We start from the raw sequence: 23519 nt of genomic DNA, 5'->3' as shown, positions 1-23519 counted from the left end.
TATCTCCTTTATTCCTCAGCAACCAATTCTAGGTAGGAGTCGTTCCACAGATCCTCGTCACCGTCCGGCATAAGCAGCACGCGCTCCGGGTTCAGTGCCTCGACGGCACCCTCATCGTGGGTGACGAGCACGATGGCACCCTCATACTTGGCGATGGCCTTCAAAATCTCCTCACGGGAGGCTGGGTCAAGGTTGTTCGTGGGCTCATCGAGCAACAGCACATTGGCGCGGGAAGTCACCAGAGTCGCCAATGCCAGACGGGTCTTCTCACCGCCGGAGAGCACACGTGCCGGCTTCATTGCGTCATCGCCGGAGAACAGGAACGAGCCGAGAATCGAACGCGCATGAGTGTCATCCAATTCGGGAGCCACATGCTGCAGGTTCTCCAGCACTGTGGCATCCAAATCCAACGTATCGTGCTCCTGCGCAAAGTAGCCGATCTTGCAGCCGTGGCCGTAGTCCACGGAACCGGTGTCCGGTTCCTCGATATGTGCCAGCAGACGCAGCGTCGTGGTCTTACCGGCACCGTTGTATCCCAGAATCACCACACGAGAGCCCTTGTCGATGGCCAGGTTCACTCCGGCGAACACGATGTTGGAGCCGTATGCCTTGGAAATGTCCTTGGCCATGATCGGCGTCCTGCCGCAGGGCGCGGGCTCCGGGAAGCGGATGTCCGCCACCTTTTCCTTCTTCTGTGCCTCCGAAGTTTCGGACAGCAGCTTTTCGGCGCGACGCATCATGTTCTGCGCAGCCACGGCCTTGGTGGCTTTCGCATGCAGACGAATGCCTTGCTTCATAAGGCGTTCGGCCTTCTTTTCAGCCACCTCGCGCTCGCGGCGACGGCGCTCCTCGTCTACCACGCGCTGATGCAGGTAGCCTTTCCAGCTCAGCGAGTACATATCGATCTGGCCAAGCTGCGCATCCAGATGCCAGACCTTGTTCACGGTTTCGTCAAGCAGTTCGGTGGAGTGGGAGATTACCAGGAAACCACCCTCATACTTCTTCAGGTAGCCACGTAGCCATTCGATGGAGTCGGCATCCAAGTGGTTGGTAGGCTCGTCGAGGATGAGCGTGTCGGCGTCAGAGAAGAGGATACGCGCCAATTCGATGCGTCGGCGCTGGCCACCGGACAGCGTGCCAAGCTGCTGTTCCATGACCTCCTGAGGAAGACCCAACGAGGCCGCCATCGCGGTCGCCTCGGACTGGGCCGCGTAGCCTCCGGCCTTGTCAAAGTCCTGCATGGCCTTGTCGTAGCGGGTCATGGCTTTGCTCATCACGTCCGGATCCGGGTCGGTCATCTCCTTCTCGGCCTTGCGGATGCGGTTGATGATGGTGGCGATGTCACGCGCGCTCATCATGCGGTCGAGCGCAGTCTGTGTCGGGTCGGAGGCATGTGTGTCCTGCGGCAGGTAGCCGAGTTTGCCGGAGACGCGAACCTTGCCGGCCGTGGGTAACATGTCACCGGTGATCACGCGTGTGAGCGTGGTCTTGCCGGCACCGTTGCGGCCCACCAGACCAATCTTGTCGCCTTTGGCAACATGAAAGTCGGTGGGATGCAGCAACGTCCGCGCGCCGATCTGAATCTCCAGACCCTGTGCATCAATCGCCATACCTCACCCGTCGCTTTCCTTGTGATCCGTTGAACTTGCGATAAACCAACAGCCCATGGTAGCGGAAGGCGTGAAGAACTTAAGGATATTCCCTAAGCATATGAGGTAGGTCTCATGCCCACCGCGTACGACATTGGCGGTTCACGGCTGGCAACCCACTAAAATCAGTGATGGAAAATGCTGCTACATGAGGGGGACTGCTATGGAATACGCCGATGACGCCGATCGTCGCGAGCTACTGTTGCACAGCGCCTATGATGCTGAAGCTGTGAGAGCCATGGAACGTCCATTGTTGGACAAAGGCGTGCCACTAATGCGTATGGCCGCCCAAGCCGTGGCCCATAGCGCCGCCGGCCTTCTCGATGATGAAGATTTGGCGTTGGAAGATTCATCGATCGTACTGCTTGCTGGCGCCGGAGACAACGGCGGCGACGGACTGTTCGCCGCGGCTGCGCTGGCTCAGGAAGGTGCCGCTGTCACAGCCGTGGCAGTGGGTAAGTCATTGCATGAGGCGGGGTTTGCCGAATTCGTCCGAGCCGGAGGTAAGGTGCTGGTGCTCGATCCGGCCGCCGAAATCCCTGGCTGCGCGACTGGTTTCTCTGCTGGTGAAGCCGGCGAGCGATTGCAGGCTGCCGTCGCGTTGGCTTCTAAGTCGCACCTCATCATTGATGCGATGACCGGTATCGGCATTCAGGGGGCATTGCGCGGTATTCCGGCCGCTTTGGCGGCGGCATTAGGACTTGATAGCGAGGTGCCGGATGAGCCGGTGCTTCCAGGACGTGAGTCGCCCAGAGACTTCCCATTGGTGGTAGCGGTAGACACACCTTCCGGCGTAGGAGTGAACGATGGTTCGCTGCCCGGACCATATCTGCCGGCTACGCTGACAGTGACTTTTGGCGCGATGAAGCCATGTGCTGTATTGCCACCGGCAACATTCGTATGTGGCCGCATTGAACTGGTCGATTTTGGTTTCAGCATCGATGATGTGGAGCCAGCTATAGAGGTAGTGGACAACGCCTTCGCATCGGATGCGGTGCGTCTGCCACATATCGAGGACGGCAAATATTCACGAGGCGTTGTAGGACTTATAACCGGATCTCAGCGTTATCCTGGCGCGGCTGTGCTTACCACACGCTCTGCCGCCCGCACGAACACCGGTATGGTCCGGTATCTCGGTCCTGAGCGCGCGCAGAACATGGTACTGACTGCATTGCCTGAAGCGGTGATCGGCAAAGGACGCGTGCAGTCCTGGGTAGTAGGCTCTGGCGTGCCTTCTGCTGGCGCAGCCGGCTCCGACGCCGATACACAACGCGAAACGATTGCTGCGTTGCTGAAGCATTATGCGTTGCACGGCGACGAGACAGATTCCGCCGTCTATGACATGCCTCCGATTGTGGTGGATGCGGGTGCATTGGATCTGTTACCACCCCATGTCCCGGGTCAGGTGGTAATCACGCCGCATGCCGGAGAGATGGCTGCATTGCTGAACCGCTGCGAGAGCGATGGACGATTGGACAATGCCGGTGACGCAATTGCGCAGACCGTAAGTATTTCATCTGACGATGTCGTTTCGTCATTCGACAACCCCTCGTCTGCCGCCAACAGTGCCGTGACAAAAAAAGCAGACGATCTTGTCTCCGATCATGAACGGCATCCGCAACATGCGTCAGGCAACGAGCCTCTACTGCTGACCGCGCAGGACGTGCAGTCGAACCCATTGGCATGTGCTCAACGTGCACATGAGTTAACCGGCGCAACCATACTGCTCAAAGGCGCGGTAACCATCGTGGTGGATGAGGACCATATTTACGTTTCCGGCAGTGCTCCCGCATGGCTCGCCACAGCAGGGGCGGGAGATGTGTTGGCCGGCATCATCGGCGCGTTGCTTGCCCAGCAGAATGACGAGATCACCACAGCGGAAACCGTGGCTTCGGCCGCATACTTGCATGGCGCGGCGGCGGCGATCGCATCGGAATCCGAACAACAAGGTTGGCAGACGCCGGAGCTGGTTGGACATAGCCATCGTCAGCGGTTCATGACGCTGGGGCATCCCATCGTAGCCAGTGACGTGATTCGCGCGATCCCGGATGCCATCGCGGATGTAATCGCCTAGCCCATTCACGAAGTACACTGAAACCGAATACCGTTTCTGCTTGTTTTGAGGAGCACCATGGCCAACTCCCCCATCACCGATGTGATTTTCGACTTCTGTGGCGTATTGCTGGATTGGAACACTCGCGCCTGCCTGGAAGGCAAATTCCCAGACGACGTGGTCGACCGTATCTGTGCAGATGACGACCCATGTGGCTTCTTCCACTATGAGGACCGTATGGATGCGGGCGAGGATTTCGCCGACATCTACCCGGACGTGGTACGCGAGCAAGGCGAGGACATCGCACAGATATTCAAGTACTACATCGACCACTATGAGGATGCTTTGCCTCGCACTCTGCCGGGCATGGTAGAGCTGCTCGCCGATCTGAAGGCGCATGGATACGGCGTATGGGGACTGACCAACTGGTCCCATGAGACCTTCCACTTGGCGTTCGCGAAGTTCCCTCGTCTGGAACAATTACTGGAAGACACCGTGGTATCCGGCGTAGAGAAGATGCACAAGCCGAACGCGGATATCTATGAGCTTGCACTGAAGCGTTTCGGACTGAAAGCCGAACAATGCGTTTTCTTTGACGATACCGCGAAGAATGTGGTCGGAGCTAATGAGGTCGGCATCCACGGCATACTGTTCGAAGGTGCTCTCGCTGCCCGAGATTCACTCGCCCAACTTGGCGTGCGGCTATAACCTCGATTCCCGACCATCCCTAGTGATATAAATACCGCTTATGACTCTGCTGCAGCTCAAATATATTGTCAAAATCGTCGAATGCGGTTCGATGAACGAGGCGTCCCACGCCCTCTATGTCTCTCAGCCAGCCTTGAGCTCCTCTGTGAAGGAACTGGAGAACGAGCTCGGCATCGAAATCTTCACCCGCTCTTCCCAGGGCATCGCCTTGACCGTGGACGGCGCAGAATTCCTCACCTACGCCCGTCAGGTGCTCGATCAGGCGGACCTTCTGGAAGAGCGTTACAAGCATGCCAAGCCGCGCAAGCAGCTGTGCCAGGTTTCCACCCAGCACTATATGTTCGCGGTCGAGGCATTCGTGGAGATGATCAATTCAATCAAGTCCGACGAATACGAGTTCACCATCCGTGAGACCCGTACGCGCGACATCATCAACCAGGTCGCCAACATGCAGTCCGAAATCGGCATCCTCTACCTGTCCGATTTCAACAAGGACGTTATAGGCAAGCTCTTGCGCGAAAAGCACTTGGAATTCCACCCGTTGTTCCGCGCTCCGTTGCATGTGTTCATCTCCCGCAACAACCCGCTGGCCGCCAAGAAACTCATCACCATGGAGGATCTGAAACCTTACCCGTTCATCCAGTACGAGCAGGGCGAGGAAGGCTCGTTCTACTTCTACGAGGAGGCGGTCTGGCCGGAATACTCCCCCAAGCAAATCAATGTGACCGACCGCGCCACGATCCTGAACTTCATCATCGGTCTCAACGGCTACACGGTGTGCACCGGCATCGACAACGGCGACCTCAACAATGAGAAGATCGTCACGGTCCCGTTGGATTCCGATGAGACGATGTTGGTCGGCTGGATCACCAACGAGCGCGCGAAGCTTTCCAAGGCCGCCGAAACTTACTTGACCAAGCTCAAGTCCGTAGTGGCCGATCACGGCTACAAGCTCATTGATTAATCATCACATTCCGTATAACTGGTAACTGTTTGTGGCTCCCCTTCGCCGGGAGCCACAATTGTTTTAGAACTGTTTACGTATTACATCGGTACCGTAGTAGCCGTCATGCCAATCGTTATTGGCGGTATTCGCAGTCCAATATATTGGCACGATTGTTGAGCCAGCGGGATTAAACATGTTCAAAGAGCTGATGGCACAGTCCGAGTTCGGTTCGCATGTGGCCCCGCTCTCCGGCAATGCATATCCTGCGTTCAATATATTTCCGTTGGAATCCAACGCTTCGTAGTACACCTGATAATTCGTCAGTACATTTTGCGTATTGTTGTGCACGGTAAACGGAATCGTGAAATACGTGATGGACGAAGATACATCGCCAATGGCATTGACGGTTATGGATGGGCTATCTTGAGGCTGTGCAACCTGCCGTATCTCCTTGAGCAGTTGACCCATTTGCGCACGCTCCGTCTTGATTTGGTCAAGTTGCGCTGAAGCCTGCTTCATTTGCGACTGTCTATTGGCAATGTCTTGCTTTGACTCTTCAAAATCACTATTCGCCCATTTCAGGTTTTCGGCTTCAGCGAGATATCGCGGGCTCTCCTGCACCACCACCGAATGACCGCCTGCATGCCAGCCAGCATCCCCTATAACGGCTAAAAACACAAGACACAGTACAACGGTCACAGGCCTTTGCCATGCTTCCCATAATGACGCAATCGTTCTGTTATGAGACATTTGTTTCAACGCAGTCAACGATTCATCGAGACAATCGAACAAGGTATCGACAAACGGCTTCTTTTCATCCGAACCGCGGCTCATGGAATCACCACCGTTCTCACATCGTTCCCGAACTGTCCTTTTTCGGTGGTAGTGGAGTTATCATATTTCGGATTGGGAATTGTCACCGAAAAAGATGTCGGTCGTATGGTCGCCCCGGAAAAACCCGCATCCTTCAGCATGCCTTCAAGCACCACGGTTTTGCCTGGATATACAACCACATTGGAAACATATGCGTTTTCATCGGAGACCAGTACCTTGCCATCTGTACCGACCACGTTGTAATCCACGCTGGCATTGAAAATCACATGGCCGGAGGTGTTCTTTACAGTTATTTTGGGATAGTAGTACTTATCAAGTCCTTCTCCCCCGATAAACGTGTAAAACGGATCGACGTCAGGGCTGATGGAGTTCACTGTAAGCGCGGTTTTGCCGGCAACGGCATCGCCGACATACTGTCGGTATAGCTTCTTGTCTTCAGCGGCTTGCTTTCGCTGCTCAACAACCTGCTCACGCAAATCATCGCGTTGCTCGGTCAGATGCTTGGCCTCTTTGCGGTTCTCGGCAGTATTTGCTTCGACTTCCTTGGTTTTCGCCGCCAGCGCCAGATAGGTCTGATCGGTAGTGGGATCTTTGGTGATGCGTCCAACTGCGAATGTCACGGCAAACGTCGCTGCCGCAACCACCAGAGCTGTGATAACCAGCCCAACCATACGTCGAGATCGTGAACCTTCCTTCATGCTTCCACTGTACTGAGATCTTGGTTTTCACTGAGGGAAAGTCAACGAAAATTCATTTTCGGTACTCATAATTTGCACCGGCGACGAATCACTGCTGCACGGGCAGAACCGCGCTGGCAGCAGTCGCCGCGAACCCCTTGACCACCTCAATCATCACATCACGATCTTGCGCATCAATGTTACGGGCAGCAGCCAGCATAAAAGGCAATGCCTGCGTCAAGTGCGAGGTCAATTCACCGAAGGTCCGGTATCCACCGGCTTCAAATATGGCAAACAGGTTTTCGATAAACTTACGGCGATGATCGTCATCGTATTTTGCCATCCAGCCGTTGACCGTACGCGCCAAGTACTGCGCGCTGGATGTGAGCCCTTCCGCTTGGACGAACCGTCCGTGATCGACCTGCCAGTGCAATGCGAAATGCTGCATGATGCCGATACCATCGCTGCTGACCACGGTATAGCCATCGCTCAACTGTTCGCGGGTTTCGAACAGCATGCCGATGATCGAGGAGCCCGGTACGGATTTATGCACTTTGTTATCGATGCGCTTGAAGCCAGGCAGTGCAAAGAAATCATCATCGAAACCAGGACCATCGTGGGAGAAGACTGCGGTAATACGGTCCTGGATTTCGACTGGCACACAGGCGGCAGCGTATACCGCGAGATTACCGCCTTTGGAATGGCCTCCAACCATTATCGGGCCATTCCAACGCCGTGCCACATTGGTGAGGTATTCCGTTGCGGATTCCTGTGAGGCGACCGGCCTGCGGAAGGCCATTGTGAAATCCTCTTTCCAGCCGATGATGGAGCTGTCGGTGCCACGGAACGCCACATACAGGGTATTGGTTTCATCACCGAGCGCGAACGCGCATGCCGAGAATTGCTTGGTGGTTTCTGGATCGAATTCATCCACGTATTCGCCAACACGGAGGGTCCGCCAGCGCGGGTTTTCGCACATCGCACGCAGCAAATCCACGTTCATCTGCGGTGACCATACTTTGCCAAACATGGCGTCATAGCATTCGGCGCGCAGCAAATCACGGATGGAAACCATCGGCATAGATGATTGCTCAGTTGATTCGATTGATATCGGTGAACCCGCTTGATATCTCGGCACGTTATTCGGCATACGCGCATATGCCAGCTGTGACAACGCCAAGCTGTCCGGTTCGTTGAACGGCAGCTCGGCAAAGATGTCAAAATGCTCCCGGATATCATCTGTGATATTGCCCATGCCAGCTCCTCTACGGTCTGTTCATTCCATGATTGTAGTAGCGGGAACTTACGAAAAAAGCGGGCATATCGCCCGCTTTTCTTGGTCCGTCATGCTGTCGAATCACGCGCCGTACTGTTCGAGGTAGGCGTCAGCACGCTGCTTGATGTCGTGGTCGAGCAATGGGGTGCCATCGGACTTCTTCATCTTGGCGGCGGCATCGAAGATCTCACGCACGTTGGCAATGGCGAGCACCGGGAAACCGAACTCCTGTTCCACAGCTTTGACGGCGGACAGGTCGGAATCCTTGGTCTTCTCCATACGATCCACGGAGAGCACCAGCCCCACGACCTCCACGTTGGCTTCGGCCTTGAGCTTCGGAATGACCTCACGTACTGCGGTGCCGGCAGTCATCACATCATCCACAAGCAGCACCTTCATGCCGTCGGTGAGCGGGGTGCCGACCATCCAGCCGCCGTCGCCGTGATCCTTCTTTTCCTTGCGGTCAAAGGTGTAGCCAACGGTCATGTTGTGGCCTGCGGTCAGTGCGATCGCGGTGGAGACAGCCAGCGGAATGCCCTTGTATGCCGGACCGAACACGGTGTCGATGTCTCGCGGAATCGTGTTGTGCACGATGGCCTGGCTAATCTTCTCAGCGTAAAAAGCGCCCAAAGTCGCGATCTTCTTGCCGTCATCGAATGCGCCGGCGTTGATGAAGTACGGGCTCTGACGACCGGACTTCAGCGTGAAATCGCCGAATTTCAATGCGTTGGATTCCAGCAAGAATTCCGTAAAACGATGTGCAAGCGTTTCTGCCATAGCATTTACCTCCAAGTTTTGCCTGCGGCCAGTTTAGCAGCGAGCTCGGGACGCTCGTCGAGCAGGTCATCCAATTCGCGAGCGATACGCAGCGGTGCCACCGGGTCGAAGAGTGCTGCCGCCCCCACTTCCACGGCGTTCGCGCCAGCGTACAGATACTCCAATGCCTTTTCGCCGGAGTCGATGCCGCCGATGCCGATGATCGGAATCTCAGGCAACGCGGTACGTACGCGGTAGACGGCGGCAATGCCGATGGGCAGTACGGCCGGACCGGATACGCCGCCGGTTTTGTTGGCGATGATCGGCTCACCAGTGCGGATGTTGAGTCTCATGCCAAGCACAGTGTTGATCATGCTTAGCGCATCGGCACCATGCTCCACGGCTGCGCGAGCCGGCACGGTGATGTCGGTGACGTTGGGCGTGAGCTTAACTATCATTGGCTTGTCGGTCATCGGACGCAGCTTATCCATCAGGGCGGCCAAGGCCACAGGATCGGTACCGACGCTCATGCCACCGTGGGTTACGTTCGGGCAGCTGACGTTGATTTCGAGCATGTCCGCATCGGAATCGGCGAGTTTGGCGACCACCTGCATGTAATCGTCGTCGCAATGACCGGCCACGTTGGCCACCACCAATGCGCCAGCCTTCTTCAGCTTGGGCAGATCGTCTTCGAGATAATGATCTACGCCGGGATTCTGCAAGCCAACGGCGTTGAGGTTAGATGCAGGGCCTTCCGCGGTACGTGGGGACGGATTACCCTCCCATGGAATCGGCGAGCAGCCTTTGGTGGAGACGGCACCGAGTTGGCTGACATCGTAGAACCAGCGGACGGCAGCGTATTGGAAGGTTCCGGAAGCGGTGCCGACCGGGTTCTTCCACGTGACGCCAGCCACTTGAGTCGAGTGCTTCCACTCATACGGCTCGTAGATGTTGATGTGCTTGTCGGTCTGACGTGCGGCAGTCGTTGCTGTGGTAAGGCTCATCGTCACTCCCCCCATCCGAGTTGTTCGCGGGTGAATACCGGACCGTCGGAGCAGACTTTGAGGCGACCATCCACAGTGTCCACCGTGCAGAGCACACACGTGCCGTAGCCACAACCCATGCGCTGTTCCATGCTGAGTTGTGCCGGCATATCACGTTCGGCAGCCCATGCGGCGACTGCCTTCATCATTGGTAGCGGGCCGCAAGAGAGGATGATTGGCGCATGATCGGTGACGTAGAGGTCACCGGACTGCTCCAGTCGGTTCAGCAAATCGACGACATTGCCCTGCGCGTTGTCGATACTGAAGGAACGGTCGGTGTAGCGGGACACGAATTCCTCACCGAAGTGGGCGTCACGGTAACCGATCACGGAGGTTGCCACGGAATCAGCCATGTCAGCGATTTTCTGTGCCGCATACACCAGCGGAGGTACGCCAAGGCCGCCACCGACGAGGATGTAGTTGGCGTCCTGCTTCAGATTGAAGCCGCGTCCGAGCGGACCGAGGACGTCCACTGTGTTGCCGGCATGCAATTGAGCCAGTTGCTCGGTGCCGTGGCCGATGACCGCGAAGATCACGCTGACTGCATCGCCTTCGACTTCGCTGACGCCAAACGGACGCGGCATCAGCATGAAATCGTCGTGCGTGAACAGGTTCACGAACTGAGCGGGCTTGGCATGGGAGGCAATGAACGCGTCATGGAAAGTCAAACGCACCACATGGTCAGTCAGTTCACGCACAGCCGTGACTTCCACAGTGTGACGCGGTGGGAAGAATCCCGCTGCAGTGGCTTCAGCCACCACATCATGCGTTGGGGTGAAGGTAGTCATGAGATTCCTTGTATTATTGTTTTCCCTCATTGAGGGGGGGGAACTGTCAGCGGAGCTGAATGAGGGGATCTTTCATTAACGGTATACGGCGATGCGCAGAGCGTCGCGCATATCAAGAGCAGCTTGGCGGGCGCTTTCGGCAACCAAGTCCAGCGCTTCGTCGGCGCTCAAAGATTCGGAATACTTGCCGCTCTTCTTCCATGCGCCGATGATGCCACGGGAAGAGTTGACGAGCGCACCGCTGCCATCGGCGTCGAACATGCCGGCAACATCCTGTGCGGTGCCGCCCTGAGCGCCGTAGCCCGGCACCAGGAAGAACGTATGCGGCATGCGGGCACGCAATGCGCGACCTTCTTCCGGATGCGTGGCACCGACCACGGCACCTACGCGGGAGTAGCCGTGTTCGCCGATGGTTTCGGCACCCCAGCCTTCCACAAGGTCAGCCACATGCTCGTAGACCTTCTTGCCGTCAGCCAGATCGAGCATCTGCAGTTCGCTGGAGGACGGGTTGGAGGTGCGAACCAACACGAAGATGTCCTTGTCGGCTTCAGTGGCGGCTTCGACAAACGGAGTGATGCCGTCCGTGCCAAGATACGGGTTCACGGTCACGGCATCCTCGTGCCACGGGTCGAAAGCATTGTCATCTTCCGAAGCGGCGGCCACACCGTTGAGATGATGCGCATAGGCGGCAGCCGTGGAACCGATGTCGCCACGCTTCACATCACCAAGCACGTACAGGCCCTGCTGGGCGGCGTATTCGCAGGTCATCGTGTAGACATCCACGCCGGCCGGGCCGAGTGCTTCATACATGGCGATTTGCGGCTTGACGGCAGGTACGATATCGGCCACCGCATCGATGATGGTGCGGTTGAATTCGAAGTAGGCGACCGCCAGCTGCGCAGCAGGCAGCTCATCCAGAGAATCCACCGAGTCGCGCACCTCGTCGGCGAAGCTTGCCACAACCTGCGGCGGCACCAGTGCTTCAGTAGGATCCAGACCCACGACGGATGGGTTCTGCACGTTATTGATTGCTTCGATCAGACGATCCATCGAAGTCCTTTCATTTTTACAGACGGCTGAACATGAATTGGGAGCCGATGACGGTGGCAAGCGGGCGTCCGGTGACCTTCCAGCCGCCGAATGGGGTGTTGCGTGCTGCGGAGTGGAATTGTTCCGGGTCCACGGTCCATTCCGCATCGGTGTTCAGGATGGCCAGATCGACGTGCCCGGCATCATCCACGCGGCTCAGGTCGAGCAGCCGGTTTACGCCTTCCCGTTTGCAGGCCCGACCCTCTGCCCCGTGCGCAGAAGTCTCTGCAGTCTCCTCGGCGATCACCGCTTCCGGATCGTCACCGGTGGGTGCGGGTTCGGCCCAGTCCTCCACAAGCGCGGCGATATCCGTGGCCTCATGACCCATCAGTGCTTCCGGTGCTACGGACATGAGCTCGATCAGTCGCTCATCCGAAATGTGCCCGCCATCCACCAGCACCTTGTGGCATACGCCGTACGCGCATTCCAAGCCGATGATGCCATTGGGGGCTTCGAGGAAGCCCAACGCCTTCTCATCCATCGTGTGCGGAGCGTGATCGGTGGCCAGCAAATCGACCGTGCCATCGGCGATGGCCGCGATGGTTGCTTTGCGGTCGGCTTCGGAACGCAGCGGCGGATTCATCTTGGCCAGCGTGCCGTATTCGAGCAGCGCCTCATCACTCAGGGCCAGATAGTGCGGTGCGGTTTCGCAGGTAATCGGCAATCCTTCGGCCTTGGCTTTGCGGATGGCTTCGAACGAAATCGCGGTGCTCACGTGCTGGAAGTGCACGTGGATGCCGGTACGGCGTGCGGCCTCGATATCGCGGGCCACGATCTTCAATTCGGTATCTTCCGGAATGCCGGGAACGCCGAGCTTATGAGAAACCGGGCCTTCATTGACGGCACCGGTATCGTGATGATCGCAGTGCTCGATCAGATACAAATCTGAAGTCTTGGCATTGGCCAGCACCTGATCCAGAATCGGCTCAGGCACCGCGGCACCGTCATCGCTGATGGCTGTGACCGGGTGCTCGTTCATGGCCGGGGTTTTGGCATCGTCATCGAATCCGGGCACGTATTTGAGCCAATCGGCGGTGTCGCTTGCTTCCTTGCCGGCACGATCCTTAGATGCGCAGACGCACAGGTCGTAGCGAACCGGGAGTTTCACATTGTGTGCGGCGTCGTAGTTCTGGAGGAAATCGATGACGTTGCTGAAGCCGGCCTCGCGCACTTCGCGTGCGCCCGGCTTGTCGGCTTCTGCATCAGAAGCAGTGATCGTCTGACCATCGAGCGCAGGCAGCGTGTTCGGCATGATGAGCACGTTCGTGTACCCACCGGAAGCAGATGCACGGCAGCCCGAAATCATTGATTCCTTATAGGTTTGGCCGGGGTCGCGGAAGTGTACATGCGGGTCTGCGAAGCCGGGGGCCACGGTCAATCCCGTGGCATCGATATCGGCACCATCGTGCACGGTGTCGGTATCGGCGAAGTAGGCGTCGGCAAGGCCCGGAACTACCAAATCGATGATTTCGCCGGTGTTCCAGACCTTGATGTTGCGTAGGGTGATGCTCACAGTTTGGCTTCCTCGTCGCAGTAATCGCATCGGTATTCAAGGCGATCGGAGTGCACCAAGTGGAACATCTGCTTGATGTCATGCTCACTGGTGGTCACACAGCGAGGGTTCACGCACTTGATCACGCCCACAACATGCTCGGGCAGGTGCGGCTGTTTCTTTTCCACGATGTGCCCTCCGCGTACCACATCCACGGTGGCCTGACGTGCTACGAAACCGAGCACGTCGAGATCGATATCCTTGTCGTCTTCGATTTTGATGATGTCCTTGGAACCGAAGCGCTTGGATGTGGTGTTCATGATCAGCGCAAGCTTGGTTTTGGACGGGTCGATCTTCAGGTATTCCAACACCTTCAGTGAGGTACCGGCCGGCACATGATCGATGATGATGCCGTTGACGATGCTGGTGACTTCCATCAGGCTTGCACCTCCTTGGGGTTGAGCGGTTCGTAGCCGGGCAGGTCATCGCCTACCACGGAGCTTTCGAGGGCCATGCGCATGAGCATGCCGTTCTTGACCTGTTCGAAGTAGGCCGCACGCGGGTCATCATCCACTTCCACAGCGATTTCGTTGACGCGCGGCAGCGGGTGCAGCACGGCCATATGCGGCTTGGCGAGGGAGAGCTTGTCCTCATCGAGAATGTAGGTGTCGCGCAGACGCAGGTAGTCGTCTTCGTTGAAGAATCGCTCCTTCTGCACGCGGGTCATGTACAGCACGTCAAGATCGCCGATTACGGAGGCCAGATCACGCACCTCCACATAGGAGCAGGTCAGCGTGGCGTTGATGCGGTCGATGACGTACTGCGGAGTCTTGAGTTCGTCCGGGCTGATCAAGATGAAACGAACGTTTCCAAAACGGCACAAGGTTTCGATCAGGGAGTGCACAGTACGACCAAAGGTCAAGTCACCGCACAGGCCCACGGTCAAGTCGGTGATACGGCCGAAGCGGGACTGCAACGTGGCCAGATCAGCCAGCGTTTGCGTGGGGTGCATGTGACCACCGTCGCCGGCGTTGATCACCGGCACGGAAGCGGCGCGGGAGGCCACCAGAGCGGCACCTTCCTTCGGGTGACGGATGGCTACCACGTCCACGTAGTTCGACACGGTTTTCAAAGTGTCGGAAATCGTTTCACCCTTGGTCACTGAGGCCAACTGCGCGCCGGCGAAGCCGATGACTTTGCCGCCGAGACGCAGCATTGCGGTTTCAAAGCTCAGGCGGGTGCGGGTGGAAGGCTCGTAGAACAAGGTGGCGAGCACGCGGCCTTCGCAAGTGTGAGAAACTTCCTTGCGATGGGCGTCAATGTACTCGGCCTTATGCAACAGTTCGAGAATCTGATTGGTAGACAAGTCGTCAAGCGTCACAACGCTTTTGCCGACCATGGGTGTTTCTTTAGACAAGGCTCACCTTTTCGCTCGTGGTTACAGGTGGCCACCCTTTATGTGACCTTATCTAACTTACGCCATTTTTCGGACAGCCGTGTTCACCGAGTGTTCACCCTCGATATCGCGCGACTGCCCGTTCAACACTTCGCGAAATTATCGCTGGGCGCGACGTCGGTTGGCGGCTAGACGCGGAGCGATAACATGCATGCGCGGCTTTGCGGGCTTTTGCGGCGCACCGGGTGCTCCCGGGCGATCAGCAACCGTTGAAGCAACAGCATTGTCCTCTTCAGTTAGACCGTAGAACAGCCGCTGGCACACGTCACGGCATTTGCGCATCACACCGAGCAGATCGTTTTCGAAATGTTGGCCGCGGTGTGCGCCATACCCGAGGTAGACGGCGATGCCACCGAGCGAATACATGTCATCGGGCAGGATATCCGCCTGATTGGCGCGACCGGACCACAGGTAATTGCCATTGCGGGCAGCCGTGCAGGTGGTCCACGCTTTGCGCAGTTGAATTGCGTCGATGGCGCTGATGAGTTTCTTGTCTTCCAGTACTTGCAATGCTTCCAACGTGCCGTTGACGCGCAAATCCTTGATGTTGCCCGCATGCTGAAGTTGCAGCAACTGCACGGTCCATTCCACGTCGGAAAGACCGCCCTTGCCGAGCTTGAGGTGACGTTCTCGACGCACGCCGCGCGGCAGTCGTTCAGCTTCCATACGAGCTTTGAGTTTGCGGATGCTTTGCAGCTCGGTGTCGCTCAGCTCCTGGGTTGGGTAACGCAACGGGTCCGCGATGTTGATAAGGAAATCACGGCCCAGCTCGGCGTCGCCGGCTGCGTATCGGGCGCGCAACAGGGCCTGATGCTCCCACGTCGACGCCCATGAGCCGTAGTATTCCTCACATGAGGCGTAAGAGCGAATAATCGGACCGTTTTTGCCTTCCGGCCGAAGGTCCAGATCGAGTTCGATTTTGGGTTCAATAGTGGTGGGCCCCTGAAGAATGTTGCGCAGATCTTCGACAACCTTCTTGGCAAAGGCGTTGGCCTCACCATCATCAGCGCCATCAGCTGGCCGATAAATAAGAATGGCATCTGCATCGGAACTGAAGTTAACTTCTCGTCCACCGTATCGTCCCATGGCAATGACGGCGATGCTCGCCGGCGCCTGTTCCACACCGAATTGAGCGAGCTGATGACGAATGGACCAGCTTAACGATGCGTCAATGATGGCATCGTATACGTCGGTCATGGCTTTGAGGCTTGCATCATCGGTGATGACACCGCTCACCCACGACAAGCCGATGCGTTCGATCTCATGGCGACGCATGGCGCGCACGGATGTGGCGAATTCATTGATGCTGCCACCGAAACGTTCCAGTGCAGAATGCGTTTGCACATCAAGGGCCTCACGGGTGCGGGCTTTCAGGTTATCGTCATCGCCCAGCCAACTAATCGATTCAACCGATTTGTTCAAAGCATCGCCTAGAAAACGAGAGTTAGACAGCACATGGCACAGACGCTGCGCCGCGGACGTGGAGTCTCTCAGGAAACCGAGATAACCGGATTCGGTGCCGAAGTTCTCCTCCAGTTTGCGCCAGTTGAGCAGACCCATGTCTGGATTCTGCCCCTCCCCAAGCCACTGCAGTACTGCAGGCAGTATGATGCGGTTGATTTTCGCGGCACGGCCGACACCGGCGGTAAGTGCCTGAACATGCCGGACGGCGGCTTGAGGATCGCCGAAACCGATCGAGGAGAATCGTTCCTGTGCGGCTTCTACGCTGAGCGAGATCTGGTCGTTTTCCAACTGGGCGTTGACTGGCAGCATGGGACGGTAATAGATATCGAGATGAAGGTGACGCACTTCACGGCGTACGTCATCATATTTCTCGACGAGTTCCTCCGGGTGAAGACCGAAGGTGCGGGCGAGACGGCGCAGCTCCTGATTCTGATTGAGCTCGTCTACATCGATGTCGCGTTTTTTCTCCAGTCCGCCCACAGAGGCACGGCCAAGATCAGGAAACAGATGGGTACGTTTCAACGACCATATCTGCTGACGGTGTTCGAGTACACGTTCGAATCGGTAATCCTGAGACATGCGTACAGCTTGCTTGCGGGAAATGTAGCCGCCTTCGGAAAGCCGCTGCAGGGAATCGAGCGTATTACTGGTGCGCAACGTCTCATCGGTGCGACCGTGGACCAGCTGCAGCATCTGCACGGTGAACTCCACGTCTCGTAGCCCTCCGCGACCGAGCTTGATCTCACGATCCTTCAGCTGTGCAGGAATGAGATTCTCCACGCGCTGGCGCATCTTCTGGCAGTCGTAGACGAAATTTTTGCGTTTGGAAGCGGACCAGACAAACGGGCGGGTCATATCCATGTATGCCTTGCCGAGGGCAGGATCACCGGCCACCGGTCGCGCTTTAAGCAAGGCCTGGAATTCCCAGTTTTCCGCCCATTGCTCGTAATAGGTCTTGTGTGAGTCAAGTACACGGACCAATTGTCCGTCTTTGCCTTCGGGGCGTAATCCTCCGTCGATCTGCCATAAGGGCTGTTCGGCGACTCCCATAATGGCGGACTGACAAACGCGTTGCAACATGGTGCCCATCTTGGTTCCCACGCGGATAAGCGTCTGATGATCGATCTCCCTGTCTGCCGGTTCGACCACATAAATGAGATCCACATCGGAGACATAGTTCAATTCCTGCGCGCCGAGCTTTCCCATGCCGATGACAGTGAAACGTACATGTTCGCTGTCTGTCACTTCATGCCTGGCAATGGCCAACGCACCTTCAAGCGCCGCATCCGCCAAATCCGAAAGCTCGTGGCTGATGGTCGGCTGTATGGCAGCCGGATCATCTGTCACCGCATCCTGAGCGATGATTGCCGCCAATTGTTTGCGATAGCTGGCACGAAGCGCAGTAGCCGCCTCGGCGAGCGGTTTGGATGCCACGGGGCATGCCGCTTCACTCGGATCGGCACCTACCGCCTGCAACAGGCGGGAACGTCGCTGAGCGTGATTGAACAAATGACTATCGCAATGATCGATTGCTGCGGCTTCCACCAGCTCGGGCTTGAATCTCATGAATTTGCCCATGGCATCGGAAACACCGAGCACGGTAATCAGACGCTTAAGCGCGGATACATCCTGCAGAATGGAATCAAGGTCACGGCCGCTGGACTGCATGGCGTTGACGATGTCCACAAAATTGCTCAAAGCCACATCAGGATCGCAAGCGTGGGCAAGAACGCTCAGAAGTTGCACAAGACGGCTATCGGGAATGCCGTCAACTTTAAGCTGGTCGAATAGAGAGCGGGACCTGTCGAGATCCTGCAGCCCGGCTCGGATGAGGTCCATGGCACTGGGTTTGAACGTCGTCTTCGGTTCCATGGAATTCCACTATACCGCCGGGCGGCAGGATTGCGCCCTTATTCTCCGAATAACGGCTGCACGTTATGCCAGATGCGCCGCGTGCTGGCAGGATGATTCATCGAATACAAGTGAATGCCATCCACCCCATACGCCACCAGATCGGCGATCTGTTGGGAGGCGTACGCGATTCCTGCCGTCCGCAAGGCTTCGCTGTTCCCCTCCCACTTGTCAAGTATGACGGCGAGGTGCTCCGGAATACGTGAAGCATTCCGTTCAGCCATACGTCGCACGGATTTCGCGCCACGCACCGGCATGATACCCGCTTCAATCGGTACGTCGATTCCTGCGGCACGCGCCTTGTCGATGAATCTGTAGAAATCGTCGTTGTCGTAGAACAGCTGGGAGATCAGATGAGTGACACCGGCGTCCACCTTAACCTTGAGATATTCGATGTCCTGATCCAATGATTCCGCCTGATAATGTCCTTCCGGATAGCAGGCACCGAACACCTTCAACTCAGGTTTCCGTTCGCGGATATAAGCAACAAGGTCACTGGCATGTTTGAAAACACCGACTGTCTCCTCCCCCTCGATGTAATCACCGCGCAGGGCGAGCACGGCTTCGACTCCAGCCTGCTCAAACATATCCAGTGCCTCATCGACTTTCGCTTTGTCGGAATACAAGGCGGTCAGATGAGCAACAGCCGGAATACCGTATTCATTGCGTATAGTGTGGGCGATGCGAGCGGTGGCAGTACGATCCGTGTGCGTGCCATGGCCATATGTCACGGAAATGAAATCCGGATTCAAACCTTCAAGACCGTCAAGCGTGTCATAAATGGTGCCGACAGGCGCGTTGCGTTTCGGAGGGAATACCTCCAGCGAAAACATCGGGGTATGCATGTTGTTTTTCCCTTTTCGATCACCGCCATGGCATGGTCTTAAACACGACGGTATCATTCCAAAATCAAGTTCCGCTTTCGTGGCGGAATCACGCAATAGAGGCTGGGCGATACGTATGGCTCCCGACCGTAGGCGCGGCCAAACGGCCTTGAGTATGTCGGATGTCATACATATCGCCCAGCCTCCCACGCTGGAACTCCCTTTTAGATTCAGCCCAGCTTGGCGCGCACAGCCTTGGCGGCGGCCACCAGATGCTCCAAGCTCGGCCAGGTCTCGGCGTTACCACGAGTCTTCAGACCGCAGTCCGGGTTGATCCACACCTTTTCAACATCCATCTTCTTGAGGATCTCGTAGATGCGCTCCTCGATCTCCTGCTCGGAGGGAATGCGCGGAGAGTGGATATCGTAGACGCCCGGGCCGGCCTCGGTTTCGAAGTGTGCATCGTGGATGGCGTCGAGCACGACCAGATCACCACGAGAAGCTTCGAAGGAGATCACGTCCGCATCCATCGCGTCGATATCACGGATGATGTCGTTGAACTCGGAGTAGCACATGTGGGTATGGATCTGGGTGGTGGGCTTCACAGCGGAGTGTACCAGACGGAAGGCCGGTACTGCCCAATCGAGATACTTCACATGCCAATCGGACTTACGGAGCGGCAGCTTCTCACGCAGAGCGGCCTCATCGATCTGAATGACCTTGATGCCGGCGGCTTCGAGGTCAAGTACTTCGTCGCGGATGGCGAGAGCCAGCTGCTTGGTCTGCTCTTCGTGGGTGATGTCTTCACGCGGCCAGGACCAGTTCAGGATGGTCACCGGGCCGGTGAGCATACCCTTCATCACATGGTCGGTGCGGGACTGAGCGTATGCAGACCACTCCACGGTAATCGGCTTGGCGCGGGAGACATCACCCCAGACGATCGGAGGCTTGACACAACGGGTACCGTAGGACTGCACCCAAGCGTTCTTGGTGAACAGGAAGCCGTTGAGGTTCTGGCCGAAGTATTCGACCATGTCGTTGCGCTCGAATTCTCCGTGGACCAGCACGTCGAGGCCGATTTCTTCCTGATGCTTAATACAGGAGTCGATCTGGGCCTTGATGAACTCGTCATAGGCTTCCTTGGTGATTTCACCCTTGCGCAGCTTGGCACGTTCGGCGCGCACTTCCTTGGTCTGGGGGAAGGAGCCGATGGTGGTGGTGGGCAGCAGCGGCAAACCAAGAGCCTCGCGCTGCAGCTTCTGACGCTCTTCGCGGGCAGGCTGACGTACATAATCGTCAGCGGTCAGGCCGTTGACACGATCGGCCACGGCCGGGTCGGCGGCCACACGGGTGCCGTCGAACAAGGCCTGATTGGCGGCAAGGGCAGCAGATGCCTTCTTCTCATCCTCGGTGGCGTCGGCGAGTACGGCGACTTCCTTGAGCTCGTCAAGCTTCTCGACAGCGAAGGCGAAGTGCTTGAGGTCGTCAGCCGGGATACCGGTCTCGCCCTCGGTGCTGAACGGCACGTGCAGCAGGGAGGATGCAGTGGAGACGGCCACGTTGTCGGTGACCTGCTTGAGAGCGTCCACGAGGCCAAGGGAGGTGGCGTAGTTGTTGCGCCAGATGTTGCGGCCGTTGATCACACCGGCGAAGATGGTGGTGTCGGAGGCCACACCGTACTTGGCCACGGCTTCAAGGTTCTCCTCACGGCCTTCGTTCAGATCCAGACCAATGCCGTCGAATCCGAGCAGATTTACGGTCTCGTACACGTCCGCGATGTGACCGAAGTAGGTGTTGAGCAACACCTTGACGCCAGCCTTGGCGGCCAGGATCTTGGTGTACAGGGTCTTGAAGAGCTCCACGTCGCCCGGCTCCTTGTCGAGCACGAGGTATGGCTCGTCAAGCTGCAGCCATTCGGCACCAAGCTCATTGAACTTGGTGAGCACTTCGGCGTAGACGGCGGCCACCGCATTGACGAGGCCCTTGTCGTATTCAAGTTCGGTGGCCTGATCGGTGCGGGCAAGCTTCAGGAAGGTGTACGGGCCGATCAACACCGGCTTGGTGAGGATGCCAAGAGCCTTGGCCTCGTTGAACTCATCGAACGGTTTGGTGGAGTTGAGCTTGATCTCCTCACCGGGTTCGACTTCAGGCACCAGATAGTGGTAGTTGGTGGTGAACCACTTCTTCATCGGCAGGGCGGTCACGTCGCCCTTCTCGCCTTGATAGCCACGGGCCATGGCAAAGAGCGTGTCTTCCTGGTCCTCGAAGGCAAGACGCTCGTAACGCTTCGGGATCACGTTCAAGAGGATGGCGGTGTCCAGCATCTGATCGTAGTAGCTGAAGTCGTTGCTGGGAATCAGGTCAATGCCGGCGGCCTGCTGCAACTTCCAGTGCTTGGCACGCAGCTCAGCGGCGGTGGACTTGACAGCGGCGAGATCGTTGGCACCCTTCCAGTAGCCTTCGATGATCTTCTTCAGTTCACGGTTCTGCCCGATGCGGGGGAAGCCGGAGACGGAAGTCAGAGTGGACATAAATCCTCCAATGTATGCGTTCGTAACCCGATCAGGGTATCAAACCATCGGCGTTTCAGGCCCATAAGAACGCTTTGAGTGTCGTTATAGAGGAATTTTATAACCATCCGAAAATGTCAGTCAAAATCCTTGACATTGATTACGGCGATTAGCTCTCCACTGTGCACCTGCCATTCGTCGAACGGCTTGTCTGATCCCATGATGACAACGGACGCCGGAGCAAGACCAAGATTCAGCAGATCAAGACGTTCGGTATCCGAATCGGCGGAGGCCAGCCACTGGGATGCAATTGAAACCGTCGGCTCATGTCCCACAATCATGAATACATGAATCTTGGGTTTCACGTGAGATAGTTCATCGAATACGGATTGCACGCCTCCCTCATACAAACTCAGGCGGTAATCGACGATCGGCTCTCCGTCAAATGACTTGAGCATGCGGTCAAGCGTCTGACGCGTGCGCATGGCCGATGAGCAAGAAATCTGCTCAGGACTCAATCCCAACGCAACCAAGCCCTTGCCCACGCTCTTCGCTTGTTTGAGTCCTTTATCGGTCAAGTTGCGGTCACGATCACCTTTTTCGCCGAATGGTTCGGCCTTGGCGTGACGCATGACGATGAGAACGTGCTTGTATTTCTTGGCCGCTTTAGCGACCTTATTGAGTTTGATGCCCACTTCGAGGCTTCCTTTCTTCAAGGTTTGCACAGCTCACATCGGACCACATGAACATATGAATACAGTATTATAGCCTGTTGTGAACGGTCACATGCCTATCGGAAATACCTTAAGCGAACATTAGTCGGCGGATTGCTCAATATTCTCAGGATTCTGGCATTTTTCAGACTCTTCACTCTCGCCGATCTCGCCCAATTCATGTACCTGTCGGTCCAAATCACGCAGCACCTTGCGCAGCTTGTGATCGGAAATATCTCTCAATTCGAGCTCTTCCAGACGTGCTTCGCGTTGTTCATCGGTCAGTTCATCCACGTCGGTCACCGTGTCCTTCGAATAGCGTTCGCGCTTCTTCAATGCCGCGAAGCCCGGTGCCATCGCACGCGAAATCACCAGGAAACCGGTATGACCAATCATCTGATGATCCGGACGGACCGCCAAGCCTTGCGCTTTCCACGTACGTTCCAGCGTCTCCTGAATCTGCGGCTCGGTCCAGCAACCGTCCGCACGCAAGGCCTCCGCCAAGCGGCTCATCTGCGTGGTGGTGGTCACATAGCAGACCAGCACGCCGCCGGGAGCGATTACGCGATACGCCTGTTCAAGACGGTTCCAAGGGTCCAGCATGTCGAGCATGACGCGGTCGAACCAGTGCTCGGGAAGACCTGCTGCCACAGAATCAAAGTCACCGGTCAGTAAACGCCACCAAGCCGGCTTCTCACCGTAATACAATGTGGCGTTCGCCTCGGCCACGCGCGCAAATTCAGAGCGCAGCTCAATGGTGGTCAGATGGCCGGACTCCCCCACAGCATCCAGCAGGTTCAGACTCATCGCCCCCGAGCCTGCGCCAGATTCCAGCACACGCAGCCCGGAGCGGATATCACCAAGCTGAATCACCTGGGCGATGTCTTTCGGATACATAATCTGCGCACCACGCGGCATGGAAAGCACATAGTCGGCAAGGCGCGGACGCATGGCCGCATACTCCCAGCCGCCGATGGCACGTGAGGACTTCCACGGCTTGTTCTTGTCTTTCTCCGGATACACCTGATTGATCTGCGCTTCGCGCTTGGCATGCACGGTGGTGATGACAGTGCCTTCCACCGCGCCGATCACATCATCGTGAAGGATCAGCCCATGCTCGGTCTGCGTGGATCCGCCCGGCACCAGCTGGTCGGTGATCTTCTTGCCCTTGCGATCGGTAAACTGTACCTTCTCGCCCGCAACAAACGCTCCACGCCTGGGATTCATGGATTCTCCTTCGCTCAGATCTGCGCACAACACGCACTCGCGCATTCGCCGCACATTGCCATCACAGCAAACGGTTCAAACCGTTTTAGTGTAATGCATAGAA

19 protein-coding genes are annotated in these 23519 nt (G+C 56.9%); 3 read left to right on the top strand and 16 right to left on the bottom strand.

Annotated elements, in window-relative coordinates:
* Positions 1–8: 8 nt before the first annotated feature.
* A complete protein-coding gene (locus tag CUU80_RS01955; RefSeq protein ID WP_100495694.1) occupies positions 9–1610 on the bottom strand; it encodes an ABC-F family ATP-binding cassette domain-containing protein in 1602 nt (533 codons plus the stop codon).
* Between the two features lie 202 nt (positions 1611–1812).
* Here CUU80_RS01955 and CUU80_RS01950 point away from each other — a divergent pair, with 202 nt between their 5' ends.
* The 3 genes from CUU80_RS01950 to CUU80_RS01935 are packed head-to-tail and all read left to right on the top strand — an operon-like array spanning position 1813 to position 5374.
* The gene (locus tag CUU80_RS01950; RefSeq protein ID WP_243388616.1) at positions 1813–3723 is read left to right on the top strand and encodes a bifunctional ADP-dependent NAD(P)H-hydrate dehydratase/NAD(P)H-hydrate epimerase; all 1911 of its coding nucleotides are present in this window, start codon (positions 1813–1815) and stop codon (positions 3721–3723) included.
* 57 nt (positions 3724–3780) lie between these two features.
* Positions 3781–4410 (top strand): HAD family hydrolase, encoded by a 630-nt coding sequence (locus CUU80_RS01940; protein WP_100495693.1) that lies wholly within the window; start codon positions 3781–3783, stop codon positions 4408–4410.
* A gap of 40 nt (positions 4411–4450) precedes the next feature.
* Positions 4451–5374, top strand: coding sequence for a LysR family transcriptional regulator (locus CUU80_RS01935; RefSeq protein ID WP_100495692.1), 924 nt, complete (start codon positions 4451–4453; stop codon positions 5372–5374).
* A 63-nt stretch (positions 5375–5437) separates the two neighbouring features.
* Here the strand turns inward: CUU80_RS01935 and CUU80_RS01930 are convergent, their stop codons facing one another.
* The 15 genes from CUU80_RS01930 to CUU80_RS01860 all read right to left on the bottom strand — a co-directional run bounded on the left by CUU80_RS01930 (position 5438) and on the right by CUU80_RS01860 (position 23416).
* The gene (locus tag CUU80_RS01930) at positions 5438–6190 is read right to left on the bottom strand and encodes a hypothetical protein (protein ID WP_100495691.1); all 753 of its coding nucleotides are present in this window, start codon (positions 6188–6190) and stop codon (positions 5438–5440) included.
* Positions 6187–6861 carry a hypothetical protein gene (locus tag CUU80_RS01925; protein WP_100495690.1) on the bottom strand — a complete coding sequence of 225 codons (675 nt, stop codon included), beginning with the start codon at positions 6859–6861 and terminating at the stop codon, positions 6187–6189. Before CUU80_RS01925 ends, CUU80_RS01930 begins: the two co-directional genes overlap by 4 nt.
* Before the next feature lie 115 nt (positions 6862–6976).
* Positions 6977–8122: a DUF2974 domain-containing protein gene (locus CUU80_RS01920; protein ID WP_100495689.1), complete on the bottom strand. Its 1146-nt coding sequence runs from the start codon at positions 8120–8122 to the stop codon at positions 6977–6979.
* A 102-nt stretch (positions 8123–8224) separates the two neighbouring features.
* Entirely contained in the window at positions 8225–8920 is a 696-nt protein-coding gene (gene pyrE / locus CUU80_RS01915; RefSeq protein WP_100495688.1) for an orotate phosphoribosyltransferase, read from the bottom strand.
* 5 nt (positions 8921–8925) lie between these two features.
* Entirely contained in the window at positions 8926–9918 is a 993-nt protein-coding gene (locus tag CUU80_RS01910) for a dihydroorotate dehydrogenase (protein WP_207760064.1), read from the bottom strand.
* Positions 9906–10730, bottom strand: a complete 825-nt coding sequence (locus tag CUU80_RS01905; protein WP_100495686.1) for a dihydroorotate dehydrogenase electron transfer subunit — start codon at positions 10728–10730, stop codon at positions 9906–9908. The genes CUU80_RS01910 and CUU80_RS01905 overlap by 13 nt, the downstream gene beginning before the upstream one ends.
* A 75-nt stretch (positions 10731–10805) precedes the next feature.
* Positions 10806–11780 (bottom strand): orotidine-5'-phosphate decarboxylase, encoded by a 975-nt coding sequence (pyrF, locus tag CUU80_RS01900; protein WP_100495685.1) that lies wholly within the window; start codon positions 11778–11780, stop codon positions 10806–10808.
* 16 nt (positions 11781–11796) lie between these two features.
* Positions 11797–13332 carry a dihydroorotase gene (locus tag CUU80_RS01895; RefSeq protein WP_100495684.1) on the bottom strand — a complete coding sequence of 512 codons (1536 nt, stop codon included), beginning with the start codon at positions 13330–13332 and terminating at the stop codon, positions 11797–11799.
* Positions 13329–13748, bottom strand: coding sequence for an aspartate carbamoyltransferase regulatory subunit (locus CUU80_RS01890; protein ID WP_100494048.1), 420 nt, complete (start codon positions 13746–13748; stop codon positions 13329–13331). The genes CUU80_RS01895 and CUU80_RS01890 overlap by 4 nt, the downstream gene beginning before the upstream one ends.
* Positions 13748–14710: an aspartate carbamoyltransferase gene (gene pyrB / locus CUU80_RS01885; RefSeq protein ID WP_100495683.1), complete on the bottom strand. Its 963-nt coding sequence runs from the start codon at positions 14708–14710 to the stop codon at positions 13748–13750. Before pyrB ends, CUU80_RS01890 begins: the two co-directional genes overlap by 1 nt.
* A 156-nt stretch (positions 14711–14866) precedes the next feature.
* Positions 14867–18103 (bottom strand): bifunctional [glutamine synthetase] adenylyltransferase/[glutamine synthetase]-adenylyl-L-tyrosine phosphorylase, encoded by a 3237-nt coding sequence (locus CUU80_RS01880; protein ID WP_100495682.1) that lies wholly within the window; start codon positions 18101–18103, stop codon positions 14867–14869.
* Between the two features lie 38 nt (positions 18104–18141).
* A complete protein-coding gene (gene metF / locus CUU80_RS01875; RefSeq protein WP_100495681.1) occupies positions 18142–18987 on the bottom strand; it encodes a methylenetetrahydrofolate reductase [NAD(P)H] in 846 nt (281 codons plus the stop codon).
* 209 nt (positions 18988–19196) lie between these two features.
* Positions 19197–21497, bottom strand: a complete 2301-nt coding sequence (gene metE, locus CUU80_RS01870) for a 5-methyltetrahydropteroyltriglutamate--homocysteine S-methyltransferase (RefSeq protein WP_100495680.1) — start codon at positions 21495–21497, stop codon at positions 19197–19199.
* 116 nt (positions 21498–21613) lie between these two features.
* Entirely contained in the window at positions 21614–22171 is a 558-nt protein-coding gene (locus tag CUU80_RS01865) for a SixA phosphatase family protein (RefSeq protein ID WP_100495679.1), read from the bottom strand.
* A gap of 120 nt (positions 22172–22291) precedes the next feature.
* Positions 22292–23416 carry a tRNA (adenine-N1)-methyltransferase gene (locus CUU80_RS01860; protein ID WP_100495678.1) on the bottom strand — a complete coding sequence of 375 codons (1125 nt, stop codon included), beginning with the start codon at positions 23414–23416 and terminating at the stop codon, positions 22292–22294.
* Between the last annotated feature and the right edge of the window lie 103 nt (positions 23417–23519).

This window comes from Bifidobacterium scaligerum (genome assembly GCF_002802865.1).
Classification (GTDB): domain Bacteria; phylum Actinomycetota; class Actinomycetes; order Actinomycetales; family Bifidobacteriaceae; genus Bifidobacterium; species Bifidobacterium scaligerum.
The sequence above is the reverse complement of the archived record's forward strand: the minus strand, read 5'-3'. Positions and strand labels throughout refer to the sequence as shown.